The organism is Xenorhabdus lircayensis (genome assembly GCF_016306625.1).
In the GTDB taxonomy this organism is placed as follows: Bacteria; Pseudomonadota; Gammaproteobacteria; order Enterobacterales; family Enterobacteriaceae; genus Xenorhabdus; species Xenorhabdus lircayensis.
Map to the genome: position 1 here is coordinate 1 of NZ_JACOII010000048.1, position 14,474 is coordinate 14,474.

The window sequence follows — 14,474 nt, forward strand, 5'->3', positions numbered from 1 at the left end:
GTGGCGCATTATAGGGAGTTTTACGGCGCTGACAATAGTTTTTTTCGATTTTCTTTCTGTTCGTATTTTTTTTCCTCAAAACGATGTAACAATCAGCAAAAAGGCTATTTTTGAGGCTCTTTATCACACGACATTTGCAAAAACGCCTCAGAAAAATAGTCTACCTGTTCCCAATCTGTATATTCGATTTCTTTTGTAGTATCTGTCTCCCCCCCAGTCATTCGCATAATGAGTTGAATCATGATGCGATCTAACCAGCGATAACGTGGATAAAGTAACGCTCCTGCAAAAACGCCACATAAATCCGGTTGCCACGGACTTTTGATTAAGAACTTACGTACGTAAGCATTCGTCTCTGGGGTTCTTTTTTCTGGTTTTCTCGCTGTTAAATTAACACCAAAGAAGGCCGTTGGCATTTGGTTCAATTGTTGTTGGTGGCGAGTGATAAACTTATGCAATACAGAATTGAAATGACCATAACGTATCGATGCCCCTATCATCACTTTTTGATAAGGCATCAAATTAATCTGTTTTACTGTAGCGAGATCTCTTAAGTCGCACTCAATACCCGCACGACGGAGATTTTCTGCGATACAAATGATAATTTTTTTGGTCTGTCCATCCTGAGTGGAATAAAGCAACAAATAACTCATAGATACGCCCTTATTAAATAACGTCTTATATATAAAGACGCTGTAGATAATTATTCACGCCAAAAAGTCGGGGTGAAAAGAACTAATAATGTGAACACTTCCAAACGTCCGAATAACATAGTTACGACCAATATCCATTTAGCTGTCGGATTCATGGCCGTAAAGTTATCAGCAACAGCTCCCAATCCAGGGCCCAAATTATTCAGGGTTGCGGCAGTGGCAGAAAAAGCGGAAAACTCATCAACACCCGTTGCAATCAATAACAGCATACTAATGATGAAAACCAGCGCGTAAGCAGAAAAGAATCCCCATACTGCTTCAATGATTCGTTCTGGTAATGCACGATGCCCTAATTTGATGGTGTATACCGCATTCGGATGCACCAGACGTTTTAATTCACGGGAACCTTGCAAAAACAGCAACAAAATGCGAATGACTTTCAGACCACCCCCTGTCGAGCCCGCGCATCCCCCAATAAATGCAGAGCATAACAACAAGAAAGGCAGGAACAGAGGCCATTTGGCAAAACTATCTGTGGTAAATCCCGCTGTTGTCGCCATGGAGACGACTTGAAAGAAAGCGTGATTAAGCGCTTCCAGTTCTGACGCATAAACGGAATAACGCCACAATATCAGTATACAAATCGCCAGTAATGCCAACTGAATGGTAATGAACATGCGAAATTCAGGATCGCGCCAATATACTTTCAAGCTTCGTCCAGAAAGGACCGCAAAATGCAGACCAAAATTACAACCTGATATCAGCAAGAAAATAGCTATGATGGTGTTAATGGTCGGACTATTGAAAAAACCGATGCTCGTATCATGAGTGGAAAACCCACCAATGGCGATGGTAGAAAAGCTATGGGAAATCGCATCAAATACCGACATACCCGCAGCCCACAGTGCTATAGCGCAGGCAATGGTCAACAATACATAAATCAACCAGAGCGTTTTTGCTGTTTCTGCAATGCGAGGACGCATTTTATTGTCTTTCAATGGCCCCGGCATTTCAGCTCGATAAAGCTGCATTCCGCCAACACCAAGCAAGGGCAAGATCGCCACAGCCAGAACGATGATTCCCATTCCGCCCAGCCATTGCAACATTTGTCGGTAGAAAAGAATGGCTTTGGGAAGAGAATCAAGACCAACAAGCGTCGTCGCTCCTGTTGTCGTCAAGCCTGAGAATGACTCAAAAAAGGCATCGGTAACTGAAAGATTGGGTTTTTCAGAGAAAATAAACGGTAACGCACCGACACTACCCAACACAGTCCAAAACAGAACGACGATCAAAAAGCCCTCTTTCGGTTTGAGCTCATGTTTTTGTTCTCGATTGGGTAGCCATAACATTAACCCAATAACGAGAGCAAAAATAAATGTCTGGCTGAATGCCCTACCTGCACCATCGCGATAAATCAATGCCACCAAACCCGGAATAATCATTGTGACAGAGAAAAGAATGACAAGTAGCCCAACAATACGGGTTATAGCGCGAAAATGCATTCGGCTGGTTCCTTAGAAATCCGATATAGCAAAATAATTATGATTTTGGTGTTAAAAACAGAGCACCACGACTTAGGTCTCGTAATTTATCACCTATTTCCCCCGCAAGGGTAGCTGGCAATGAAACTTGCAATGTGACGTTTTCAGCATAATCGCTGGCAATCACTTGCCCAGAAAATTGCTGTAGTAATTGCTCCACCATCGAGATATGCGAGTACTCACACTGTAATTGGTACAGCTTTTGCGGTACTTTGTATTCGGTTTCCAATAATTTCAGCGCTTGCTGCACGCCATTGCCATAGGCTTTTACCAATCCGCCCGTACCAAGTTTTATGCCGCCAAAATAGCGAACAGACACGGCAGTGATTTCACCAAAACCGCTTCCTATTAGTTGAGCAATCATGGGCTTACCGGCAGTTCCGGTCGGTTCTCCATCATCGGAAAAACCCAACTGCTGGGAATCATCCGGCGCACCTGCCACAAAAGCCCAGCAATGATGCCTTGCATCAGGATATTGTTTCTTGATGCTTTGGATAAATAATTTTGCCTCATCCACCCCGCTGGTGTGTTCCAGCAGGGTAATGAAACGACTCTTTTTTATTTCTTCAGTAAAACTGACTGAAGCCGCAGGGATCAAATAAGGCTTCATTACGATAATTGTAAATCTCTGGTCATGTTCTCAATTTTTCCATCGTGAATAACGATGTTATCTTCAAGACGAATACCACCATACGGTTTCAGCATGTCGATTTTTTTCCAATCGAAATGCTGACGGTATTCACTTTCGCGCCACTGCGCCAATAAGGTTTCAATGAAATAGAGTCCTGGCTCAATGGTTAAAACCATTCTCGGCTCCAAGATACGGGTACAACGCAAATAAGGATGCATTTCCGGGGCGGCCAGATGGGTTCCGCTATCATCTTGCATAAATCCCGCAGCATCATGTACCTGCAAACCCAGTGGATGACCGAGTCCATGTGGGAAAAATGGCGTTGTTAACCCTTTCTCAACCATGCTCTCCTCACTGATGCCATGAATAATGGAATGTTTTCTCAGCAGCTTGGCTATGCGGTGATGCATATTAATATGGTAGTCGGTATACCGAACTCCCGTTTTAATCGTGCTAATAATCGCTTGCTGTTCTTCATTCAGATCCTTGATCAATGAGGCGAAATCGTTATTAGATTTTGCTGCATAGGTTCTAGTGATATCCGCAGCATAGCCATTATATTCTGCTCCGGCATCAATCAAGAAACTGCGAATTTCAGAAGGTACGGTCTGCCGTAATTTGGTGTAATGCAAAACTGCCGCATTTTCATTCAGAGCAACAATATTATCATAAGGAACATCGGTATCACGGTGCCCCGTTGCCATCAAATAGAACATATTGATTTCAAATTCGCTCACACCAGATAAAAATGCGTCATAAGCCGCCTGATGACCATTAACAGCAGTTTTCTGAGCTTCACGCATACAAACCAATTCGTAATCTGTTTTATAAGAGCGATGGTAATTCAAATAATCCAAGACTGCTTTTGGGTTGATATTATGTTCAAGGATTCCCAAAGACTTAGCACGCTCAGTCTGCTCACCAATATAAGCTGCATTCTGTTTTGATAATCCACTTAATTGCGCGCTGATATCATCAGCTTTTGCCAAATGAATCATGTCTACTTCGTCAGTCCAATAACTATTGGGCAATGGCTCTACGCTATGCCAGTAATCCACTGGCGAATAAAACCAAAGTTTCGGTTTATTAACACCATCAATCCATAACCAGCAATTCGGTACTTTGGTTACAGGAACCCACGCTTTAAAGTGTGCATTTCCCTTGAAAGGATAATGGCTGTCATCAAGAAAAACTCGTAATAATTCACCAGAGTGAATAAGCAGGGCGTCAAGCTGGGTTCGTGCCAATATTTCACGGGCGCGTTTTTGTAACGTTTTAATATGTTCGTGATACAGAGATGCCAACTTTTCCATCTTAATTAGCCTTTTGTTTTTCTAGCAGAAGCTTAAATATTACCACAATTCATTATTTGGGGAGCTACCACGTGAAAAACAGCCTTTCTGGAGTTAAATGACAATATTTATATTTTTCAAAACGCTAACAAAAGATATTGCTCTCTGTCATAAATATTACCTGTGATCCGTCCTACAAAAAATTAATCATTAGTTTGCATTAAATTAACACACTAATCACAATCAACTGCATCTGGTCATACCAGATGGTATGCACTCATTGAGGAGAATGACATGCTCTACCTAAGTGAAACTATTCAAGTAAAATGGCTGAAAGATGGCATTGCAGAACTGATCTTCAATGCGCCAGCTGCAATTAATAAATTAGATACAAAAACGGTTGCTTCACTGGATAAAGCCGTTACCGCCCTTGAGCAACAAGCGGAACTGAAAGGGCTATTATTACGTTCTGAAAAACAAGCCTTTATCGTTGGTGCTGACATCACAGAATTTTTATCATTATTCAATGCACCAGCAGAAAAACTTCACGAACTGCTGAATCTCGCTAACAGTATTCTTAACCGCATTGAAGACCTCCCTGTTCCTACTGTCTCCGCCATCAACGGTTATGCTCTTGGTGGTGGTTGTGAAGTGGTACTTTCAACTGATTTTCGTGTTGCATCCCCCGATCTTCGCATCGGATTACCAGAAACTAAATTAGGTATTATGCCGGGCTTTGGTGGTTCTGTCCGCTTGCCACGCTTAATTGGTTCGGATAACGCCCTCGAAATTATTTCCGCTGGAAAAGATATTGCGGATGAAGAAGCGCTGAAAAATGGTCTGGTTGATGCTGTAGTTCCTGCCGAAAAGCTAGTTGACTCTGCCGTCTCGATTCTGGAACAAGCCATTAGAGGCGATTTGGATTGGAAGGCCGCCCGTCAGCCTAAACTGATGCCACTGAATCTCAATGAGATCGAACGTACCATGAGCTTTACCGTCGCAAAAGGCATGGTAATGAAAGTTGCTGGTCCCCATTACCCAGCACCAATCACTGCGGTAAAAACCATTGAGAAAGCGGCTACACTGGGTCGCGACGAAGCCCTGAAATTGGAATCCTCCAGTTTTGTTACCCTGGCGCACACCACAGTTGCTCGTGCTCTAGTCGGCATCTTCCTGAATGATCAATATGTCAAAGGGCTGGCGAAAAAACACCTGCAAGCAGTCACAACACCTGAACATGCGGCTGTACTGGGTGCAGGGATCATGGGTGGAGGCATTGCCTATCAATCAGCGCGCAAGGGTATTCCTATCCTGATGAAAGACATCAACCAAAAAGCGCTGGATTTAGGAATCAATGAAGCAGCCAAGTTGCTGAATAAGCAATTTGAACGCGGACGCCTGGACGCCATGAATATGGCCAAAATTTTGTCGTCCATTCAACCAACGCTTAATTATGCAGGTATTGAGCAATCTCAGATTGTTGTCGAAGCTGTGGTCGAAAATCCCAAGATTAAAGCGGCGGTTCTGGCAGAAACAGAAATACATATCAGCGATGGCTGTATTTTGGCGTCTAACACCTCCACAATTCCAATCTCTGACTTGGCAAAGTCGCTGAAACGCCCAGAAAATTTCTGTGGTATGCATTTCTTCAATCCAGTACATCGTATGCCACTGGTTGAAATTATTCGTGGAGAAAAAACTTCAGATAAAACTATTTCGACCGTCGTCGCTTATGCCAGCAAAATGGGCAAAACTCCGATTGTTGTCAACGACTGCCCTGGCTTCTTCGTAAACCGCGTCTTGTTCCCTTATCTGGCTGGTTTCGGCATGTTGCTACGCGATGGTGGTGATTTCCGTCAAATCGACAAAATCATGGAAAAAGAATTTGGCTGGCCAATGGGCCCTGCTTATCTCATTGATGTTGTTGGTATTGATACCGCCCACCATGCACAGACTGTCATGGCACAAGGTTTCCCAGACCGCATGAGCCGCAATTATCGGGACGCCATCGATGTATTATTCGGAACTCAGCGTTATGGTCAGAAAAATGGCGTTGGTTTCTATAAATACACCCAAGATAAAAAAGGCAAACCGAAAAAAGCGCAAGATGAGGCTGTCGATCAATTACTGGCAGACATCAGTAAACCGAAACAGACTTTCTCTGGCGAAGAGATCATTGCTCGTACCATGATCCCTATGATTAACGAAGTCGTTCGCTGTTTGGAAGAAGGTGTCATTGCTAGCCCGGCAGAAGCCGATATGGCACTGGTTTATGGTTTGGGATTCCCTCCATTCCACGGTGGTGTTTTCCGTTATCTGGATACCATGGGAACAGCAGCCTACGTGAAGATGGCCGAAAGTTATGCCCACTTGGGCGCACTCTATCACGTACCCGCTGGCCTGAAGGCGAAATCCGAAAGTAATGAAAGTTACTACCCTGCCCCAGCAGAACTTGCTGTTAATCCAGGCGAAAAAGCGTGAGGTCTGAAAACATGGAAAACGTAGTTATTATTGATGGTATCCGTACCCCAATGGGGCGCTCAAAAGGTGGTGTATTCCGTCAGGTCCGTGCCGAAGATCTCTCCGCACATCTGATGAAATCAATACTCAAGCGCAACCCGACCGTTCAGCCAGAGCATATCGACGATATCTCTTGGGGATGTGTGCAACAAACACTGGAACAAGGGTTCAACATTGCACGTAATGCCGCATTATTGGCAGGTATTCCCCATTCAGTTCCCGCTGTAACCGTTAACCGCCTATGTGGTTCTTCAATGCAGTCACTGCATGACGGCGCCCGCATGATCATGGCTGGCGATGCCCATATTGCGATGGTCGGTGGTGTTGAACATATGGGGCATGTTCCCATGACACACGGTGTCGATTTTCATTCCAAATTAAGCCGCAACGTTGCAAAAGCAGCAGGTGTTATGGGCTTAACGGCAGAGATGCTGGCTAAAATGCACAGTATCAGTCGCGAAATGCAAGATGAATTTGCCCTGCGTTCTCATCAACGTGCAGCACAAGCAACGGAGTCCAAGGCTTTCGCCAACGAAATAGCCCCTATATATGGGCATGATGCTGACGGAAATATGAAGCTCGTCGATTTTGATGAAGTTATCCGCCTTGGTACTAATTTGAAAGATTTGGCTGCTCTGCGTCCTGTCTTTGATCCTGTCACCGGAAGTGTTACTGCGGGTAACTCCTCAGCTCTTTCCGATGGCGCATCTGCAATGCTGATCATGAGTGAAAGTAAAGCCAAAGAATTAGGATTGAGGCCTCGTGCTCGTATCCGTTCAATGGCGGTTGTCGGCTGCGATCCTTCCATCATGGGTTATGGCCCTGTGCCAGCAACTCAAATGGCATTGAGAAAAGCTGGCTTAAATCTTTCTGATATTGGCCTAATGGAATTGAACGAAGCATTTGCTGCCCAATCCTTGGCTTGTATGAAAAGTCTGAATCTGTTGGATAGCATGGATGACAGAATCAACCTGAACGGCGGTGCAATTGCTCTCGGACACCCACTAGGTTGTTCTGGCACTCGCATCACAACCACCCTACTTAATCTGATGGAACGCAAGGATGTACAGTTCGGACTGGCAACCATGTGCATTGGGTTAGGTCAAGGCATTGCCACGATTATTGAGAGAGTGTAGTACTCAAGTTTAGCTATAGAGAGTATCTGATGATTGAGATTTGTTAGCATTTTTCCCCTTGTCTGTCTTATCTATTGCATCACTCTAATAAGTTGTTGCCGTAGTTTCCCGCCTGTCAGGGGCGGGTTTTTTTATTTTTATCGTTTTATTTCTTACCGGACAGCAGATCAGATAAACTCAAACGCATCACTATACATGCGATCAATAGATGCATCACGTTCACTGCAAAACCGCTCACGGGCAATTTTGACCATTTCAAAGCGACCAGCGATATAGATATCATGGCTTGTCAAACTACCGAAATCTTCCAAAACTGCGCTGAGAACTGTACCCGTTCTCCCTCGCCAGTGTTCATCAACCTGCTCAACGACAGGAACAACAGTCAAATTGGGATAGCACTCACTCAATGTCTGTAATGCTTTCAAATCATAAAGGTGTTGCAGCTCGCGCCCTCCCCAATAGATTGAGATTTCACGGTTAGGATTTTTTTCCAATGCAGCCAGTAAGATAGAGCGGGTATAGGAGAAGCCCGTTCCACCAGCAATCAATAACATAGGGTTTTCACTGTCTTCACGAAACCATGCTTGACCATGTGGAATATCAATATCGATGACTTTCTGATCCAGTATTCTGTCCATCACCGCCATTGCATAGAGATTTAGTTCAGAAGCCCCAATATGCAGCTCAATCGTCTGTTTTTCTGATGGGGATGATGCCATAGAGAAAGGACGCTTATCTCTTTCATCCATAACCACCATCAAATATTGCCCTGCACGGAAAGAAAAAGGCGAATCAGGTAATAAACGAACCCGATAAACTGTATCTGTAATGGAGTCAACCGATGTTACTTTACAGCTTAGTGTTGTCATGCGTTCCCTCTTATCGCTTCAAAATATCTAATTGATCCCAAATTTCATCGACACGGATCCGAATCTCATCACTCATCACTATCGGACGCCCCCACTCCCTTTGTGTCTCTCCTGGCCATTTATTCGTTGCATCTAATCCCATTTTCGATCCTAACCCAGAAATAGGAGATGCGAAATCGAGATAGTCGATTGGTGTATTTTCCATTAAGACAGTATCTCTCTGCGGGTCCATTCGCGTTGTTATCGCCCAAATGACATCATTCCAATCTCGAGCATTGATATCATCGTCACAAACGATAACAAATTTTGTGTACATAAATTGCCGTAGATATGACCAGACGCCCATCATGACTCGCTTGGCATGGCCTGCATATTGTTTTTTCATCGTAACGACAGCAAGCCGATAAGAGCAACCTTCTGGCGGCAGATAAAAATCTACAATTTCAGGAAATTGTTTTTGCAATATCGGCACCAGAACTTCATTCAACGCAACACCCAGCACCGCAGGTTCATCCGGCGGGCGCCCAGTGTAAGTGGAATGATAGATGGCGTCACTACGCTGAGTTATATGGGTTACCGTAAATACTGGGAACATATCTACTTCATTGTAATAGCCAGTATGATCACCATATGGCCCTTCTGGTGCCATTTCGCCGGGTTCAATGTAGCCTTCAAGAATAATCTCAGCACTTGCAGGCACTTCCAGATCATTGGAGACACATTTAACAACTTCGGTTTTATGTCCACGCAACAATCCAGCAAAAGCATATTCAGATAAAGTATCAGGAATTGGAGTAACCGCTCCTAATATCGTGGCAGGATCAGCCCCCAATGCAACGGACACAGGAAAATGCTCTCCCGGATGTGCCTGACACCACTCCTGAAAATCGAGCGCACCACCACGGTGGGATAACCAACGCATAATAAGTTTGTTTTTACCCAATACCTGTTGACGGTAGATGCCCAGATTTTGGCGTTCTTTATTTGGCCCCTTAGTTACCGTCAGTCCCCATGTGATCAACGGCGCAGCATCTTCTGGCCAACAATGCATAACCGGAATACGAGTGAGATCCACTTCATCCCCTGCCAAAATCTGCTCCTGACAGGGCGCAGAACTAAGGCGTTTAGTTGGCATGTTCAGAACCTGTTTGAATTTAGGTAGTTTACCTACCAGATCACGAAACCCTTTTGGCGGCTCTGGTTCTTTTAGAAAGGCCAATAACTTACCAACATCATGCAATGCCTTAACATCCTCCTGCCCCATTCCCATAGCAACCCGCTTAGGTGTCCCAAACAAATTGCACAACACTGGCATCGAATATCCTTTAGGATTTTCAAATAATAAGGCAGGGCCACCGGCACGAAGAGTACGATCTGCGATTTCAGTCATTTCCAGATAAGGATCCACTTCCATACGAATTCGTTTTAATTCACCTGATTGTTCCAGCAAGGAAAGAAAGTCTCTTAGATCGCGGTATTTCATATTGTTCATTTGTGCCGATTTTTAAGGGGGGAAGAACATTATAAGCCCTCCCATGAGGGTTACAAGGTAAACTCATAACTTACTAAAAAGCAATGAATTTAGTGTGATCTTGTGGGTTAAATACTTTAGATACAACGAAATGGAACCCAAGCCCCTAATGCCTGTGTATCAAATTGTTCAGGGAAAATGTTTTACTATGCTGGAAAATTTTAAGCCCTTCATTTCTACTGCTAGAATAATACAATTCTTCCCCTTTAATGTGCAAACCGCTGCCTTCACGTAATCCAATCACAATTTCCTCTGGATTAATGGCACAAAATTCTGCAATTCTCTCATCACGGGTTTCTCCCATATACCCACTGATATAGCCATCAATATAATGCGGATTAATTTGGACGGGGAATAATCCTGGGGAAGGCATCACAATGGCATTGCATACTGGCATATCGTTGGTCGTTCTAATACTAGGTGTAGCCACATTACAGCCCGCTGGATAGGTGTAATCAAACCCTGTTCATGTAATTGCTGATTCAGCAACCATGTATTGCCACCACTGACCAGTATACATTCGGCATTTTCAATCGCTTGAATGGGAAAAGCAAAATCTTCAATACAAGCCACCTTGATACCCAATGATGCTTCAAGTTCTTTCGCCCGTTCTCTATGGAAAGAACGAATAACAGCATAAGCAATAAATACCACAGATCGGATATTACGTTCTGAGAACATGACTGCCAGACGATCTTTTGCGTAACTTAGCCATTGATTATTATCGGGGAGTTTACCGTTACTCAGCAAAAATACTTCTATCTTCCGTTTCCTCTATGAAAATTAAATCATCATATCATTCATAATTAGTGGCAAACTTTCCACCATAACGTAATACATAGATTTTTACTGGAAATAAACACTACAGAACATAAAAAACATGGTTTACATCTTAAATAACTTTTAGCTTTATTGATGACCCCTTAGCACTGGTTTTGTTATGCTAGACATTCTAAGCAATGGAGTCGGAATATTATGGGAAACTGGTACCTTCTTTACTGTAAACGTGGACAAATCTCTCGGGCGATAGAAAACTTAGAGAGACAAGATGTTATTTGCCTGACACCTACAGCCAAAATTGAAAAAATCATTCGGGGTAAGCGAACCATCGTGACTGAACCATTGTTTCCCAACTATCTTTTTGTACGCTTTGATCCTGAGGTCATTCATACCACTACCGTTAATTCAACACGTGGTGTAAATAATTTTATTCGGTTCAGTACTTATCCAGCCATTGTCCCACAGACATTAATTGATGAGTTGATGTCCGTCACTGAACAGGAATATGTCGCACCAGAAACTCCAGTGACTGGTGATACTGTACTGATCACTGAGGGAATTTTCGAAGGTATTCAAGCAATTTATAACGAACCGGATGGAGAAACCCGTTCCATTCTCCTGTTGAATATTCTCAATAAAGAAGTATCTAAGATATTAGATAATAAGCAATTCATCAAAGTTTAATCAGAAAACGGGCAGAATTGCCCGTTTTCTGTTATTTATTTTCTATTTCACTATAGAGCTGTCTTCATACCGGATAATCAGTATGTTTTAACTAGTACTTTTGTTCATGCAGCCACTGCGCTACACGCTTGGCAAAATAAGTCAGGACGCCATCCGCTCCCGCCCGTTTGAAACACAACAGTGATTCCATAATGGCTGGCTGTTCTTTCAACCAGCCATTTTGAATGGCTGCCATATGCATCGCATATTCACCAGAAACCTGATAAGCAAATGTTGGCACACCAAAAGTATCTTTCACCCGCCGGATCACATCCAAATACGGCATACCGGGTTTCACCATGACGCTATCTGCACCTTCCTGCAAATCTTGCGCAATTTCCTGCAACGCTTCATCACTGTTTGCTGGGTCCATTTGATAAGTCATCTTATTACCCCCTTTCAAGTTACCACTGGAGCCGATTGCATCCCTGAATGGTCCATAGTAACAAGAGGCATATTTGGCAGAATAAGCCATGATCTGGGTATTAACATGTCCACCCACCTCAAGCTGATCACGAATAGCACCGATGCGACCGTCCATCATATCGCTTGGCGCAACAATTTCAGCCCCTGCTTCAGCGTGGGATAACGCCTGCTTGATCAGAATATCTTTGGTAATGTCATTAATAACATAACCATCCTGATCAATGACACCATCCTGCCCATGAGTGGTGAATGGATCGAGTGCCACATCCGTCAGAAGGCCCAATTCAGGCACAGCATCTTTCAGAGCACGTATGGAACGCTGGATCAAACCGTTTGGATTATAGGCTTCTTTCGCATCCAATGATTTTTTGTCCGCTTCAATGACCGGAAACAAGGACAAAACAGGAATACCCAGTCGGGCAATCTCTTCAGCTTCTTTCAGCAAAAGATCGATTGTCAGACGATACACTCCTGGCATTGAAGACACTTCCTGACGCTGATTAGTGCCTTCCATAACAAATACGGGATAGATCAGATCATTGACAGTAAGTTGATTCTCAGAAACCAAGCGGCGGGAAAAATCATGGCGGCGCACACGGCGCATACGACGACCGGGAAATGTTCCCGGAAATACATAGCTCATACTGCTCTCCTAATGTAAAACCCAGCGACAAGGCGCTGGGTTAATAGCCATCGCTTCGAGCTAATGATGTTAACATCATCAATCAGTTAGCGATAATCATAGATGACCGGAATCAAGTTATTTTTTAAGATTATCACCTGCATCACGGTCTGATTCATTTTCTGAATTGATTGATTTACGTTTACCCGATTTGCCAACATAGAACTGAGAAAGCAAAATCCCCAGTTCAAATAACAAATACATGGGAACCGCCAGCAAAGTTTGCGAGAAAACATCGGGCGGCGTTAACAACATACCAACCACGAACGCCCCTACCAAAATATAAGGACGTTTTCTTTTCAGTGATTCCGGCGTCACTATCCCACCCCAACACAACAGAATAATGGCAATCGGTATTTCAAATGAAACGCCAAAGGCCATAAATAACGCCATGACAAAGCTCAGGTAATTACTGATATCTGTCGAGATCAAGACTCCTGCTGGCACCGTCTTAATAAAGAAACCAAATACAATGGGAAAAACCACAAAATACGCGAATGCCATTCCCAGATAAAACAATAAACTGCTGGAAAATAGTAGAGGCATGACTAAACGGCGTTCGTGCTGATATAGCGCCGGAGCAATAAATGCCCAAACTTGATAGAGGATCATCGGTGCCGAAACAAAGATAGACACCATGATGGTCAGTTTTATCGGTGTAAAGAAAGGCGATGCGACATCCGTCGCAATCATATTTGCGCCTTTAGGTAATTGTTCCATTAAAGGCGCAGCAATAATCCGATAAATATCATTGGAAAAATAAACCAATGCCAAGAAAACTACCAGCACAGTAATCAAGCTATTTAAAATTCGCTTACGCAGCTCAATCAGATGACTGATAAGGGGTTGGGTATCATCCACAGGCATGTTTTAGTGTTCGCCATTTGCTTTTTCAGGGGATTTCTTTTTCTGCTGCTCTGGTTTTGCGGTCAATTGTTCTGGGGTTGATTGTTCAGAAGCAGACTGGGGCACAGAAGAGTGATAGTGTGTTTCATCTTCCTCTAATTCCCCAATTTCATCAGGCTTAAGCTGATACACATTTTTCAATGATTCAGCCGCTTCCCTTAACTCTTCCATTGATGCCTTCAATTCTGGAGACAGCGATTGCATATCGGCTTTTTCTTCCATTTTTTTCAGGCTATCCTGAAGTTCTTGCAATTTCAGTTCTTGAGCAAGTTCATTCTGGACATTAGCCGCCATCGAGCGTAATACCCGAAGCCATCCAGCCACTGTTTTGACTGCAATAGGCAAACGCTCAGGCCCCAGAACAATCAAACCAATAACCATCACCAGCAGCAGTTCACTAAAACCAATGTCAAACACGGTTTATACCTGCTCTTTATTTTTGCTCTCTGATTTTTCAGATTGTGCAGCCGTAGACTTTTCAGCGAGATTTTTAGTCTCGAAATCAGCATCATGGCTATGTTTTTCAGCCTGATCTGATTTCTCATCATCACTTATTGCCTTTTTGAAGCCTTTAATCGACGCTCCCAAGTCCGAACCCAAGGTACGAAGCTTATTAGTACCGAACAACAATACGACAATGACAGCAATAATGAGTAATTGCCAAATACTTATACCACCCATACTGACCTACCTCTATTCATAGGGAATATCATTAATGATTCCATTATAAACTACGAACTTTATGTTCGAAAATACCGCAATCATACCAAACGCCGCAGCAAAG

General features: G+C 43.5%; 13 protein-coding genes and 1 pseudogene. 3 read left to right on the top strand and 11 right to left on the bottom strand.

What is annotated here, in order from left to right; translation table 11 throughout:
- Positions 1 to 104 precede the first annotated feature (104 nt).
- The 4 genes from hemG to pepQ are packed head-to-tail and all read right to left on the bottom strand — an operon-like array spanning position 105 to position 4,138.
- Positions 105 to 653 carry a menaquinone-dependent protoporphyrinogen IX dehydrogenase gene (gene hemG / locus H8A87_RS14030; protein ID WP_198690570.1) on the bottom strand — a complete coding sequence of 183 codons (549 nt, stop codon included), beginning with the start codon at positions 651 to 653 and terminating at the stop codon, positions 105 to 107.
- A gap of 50 nt (positions 654 to 703) precedes the next feature.
- Positions 704 to 2,155: a Trk system potassium transporter TrkH gene (gene trkH / locus H8A87_RS14035; RefSeq protein ID WP_198690571.1), complete on the bottom strand. Its 1,452-nt coding sequence runs from the start codon at positions 2,153 to 2,155 to the stop codon at positions 704 to 706.
- Between the two features lie 37 nt (positions 2,156 to 2,192).
- Complete coding sequence (locus H8A87_RS14040) at positions 2,193 to 2,804, bottom strand: IMPACT family protein (protein ID WP_198690572.1); 612 nt, start codon at positions 2,802 to 2,804, stop codon at positions 2,193 to 2,195.
- Entirely contained in the window at positions 2,804 to 4,138 is a 1,335-nt protein-coding gene (gene pepQ, locus H8A87_RS14045; protein WP_198690573.1) for a Xaa-Pro dipeptidase, read from the bottom strand. Before pepQ ends, H8A87_RS14040 begins: the two co-directional genes overlap by 1 nt.
- 273 nt (positions 4,139 to 4,411) lie before the next feature.
- Between pepQ and fadB the strand changes: the two genes are divergently transcribed.
- Both fadB and fadA read left to right on the top strand, forming a co-directional pair.
- Complete coding sequence (fadB, locus tag H8A87_RS14050; RefSeq protein WP_198690574.1) at positions 4,412 to 6,598, top strand: fatty acid oxidation complex subunit alpha FadB; 2,187 nt, start codon at positions 4,412 to 4,414, stop codon at positions 6,596 to 6,598.
- A gap of 11 nt (positions 6,599 to 6,609) precedes the next feature.
- Positions 6,610 to 7,773, top strand: coding sequence for an acetyl-CoA C-acyltransferase FadA (gene fadA / locus H8A87_RS14055; RefSeq protein ID WP_198690575.1), 1,164 nt, complete (start codon positions 6,610 to 6,612; stop codon positions 7,771 to 7,773).
- 167 nt (positions 7,774 to 7,940) lie between these two features.
- Here the strand turns inward: fadA and fre are convergent, their stop codons facing one another.
- The 3 genes and pseudogenes from fre to pepE all read right to left on the bottom strand — a co-directional run bounded on the left by fre (position 7,941) and on the right by pepE (position 10,935).
- Complete coding sequence (gene fre / locus H8A87_RS14060; protein ID WP_198690576.1) at positions 7,941 to 8,642, bottom strand: NAD(P)H-flavin reductase; 702 nt, start codon at positions 8,640 to 8,642, stop codon at positions 7,941 to 7,943.
- Between the two features lie 10 nt (positions 8,643 to 8,652).
- Positions 8,653 to 10,125 carry a 4-hydroxy-3-polyprenylbenzoate decarboxylase gene (gene ubiD / locus H8A87_RS14065; RefSeq protein ID WP_198690577.1) on the bottom strand — a complete coding sequence of 491 codons (1,473 nt, stop codon included), beginning with the start codon at positions 10,123 to 10,125 and terminating at the stop codon, positions 8,653 to 8,655.
- Between the two features lie 125 nt (positions 10,126 to 10,250).
- Positions 10,251 to 10,935: pseudogene (pepE, locus tag H8A87_RS14070) on the bottom strand (dipeptidase PepE).
- 213 nt (positions 10,936 to 11,148) lie between these two features.
- On the opposite strand from pepE, the gene rfaH reads away from it, so the two are divergent.
- Positions 11,149 to 11,637, top strand: a complete 489-nt coding sequence (rfaH, locus tag H8A87_RS14075) for a transcription/translation regulatory transformer protein RfaH (protein ID WP_198690578.1) — start codon at positions 11,149 to 11,151, stop codon at positions 11,635 to 11,637.
- Between the two features lie 91 nt (positions 11,638 to 11,728).
- Here rfaH and hemB read toward each other — a convergent pair whose 3' ends face one another.
- From hemB to tatA, 4 genes are all read right to left on the bottom strand, one after another.
- Positions 11,729 to 12,745 carry a porphobilinogen synthase gene (hemB, locus tag H8A87_RS14080; protein ID WP_198690579.1) on the bottom strand — a complete coding sequence of 339 codons (1,017 nt, stop codon included), beginning with the start codon at positions 12,743 to 12,745 and terminating at the stop codon, positions 11,729 to 11,731.
- A 117-nt stretch (positions 12,746 to 12,862) separates the two neighbouring features.
- Positions 12,863 to 13,651, bottom strand: coding sequence for a Sec-independent protein translocase subunit TatC (gene tatC, locus H8A87_RS14085; RefSeq protein ID WP_198690580.1), 789 nt, complete (start codon positions 13,649 to 13,651; stop codon positions 12,863 to 12,865).
- A gap of 3 nt (positions 13,652 to 13,654) precedes the next feature.
- The gene (gene tatB, locus H8A87_RS14090; protein WP_198690581.1) at positions 13,655 to 14,107 is read right to left on the bottom strand and encodes a Sec-independent protein translocase protein TatB; all 453 of its coding nucleotides are present in this window, start codon (positions 14,105 to 14,107) and stop codon (positions 13,655 to 13,657) included.
- A gap of 3 nt (positions 14,108 to 14,110) precedes the next feature.
- Complete coding sequence (gene tatA / locus H8A87_RS14095; RefSeq protein ID WP_198690582.1) at positions 14,111 to 14,371, bottom strand: Sec-independent protein translocase subunit TatA; 261 nt, start codon at positions 14,369 to 14,371, stop codon at positions 14,111 to 14,113.
- Positions 14,372 to 14,474 lie beyond the last annotated feature (103 nt).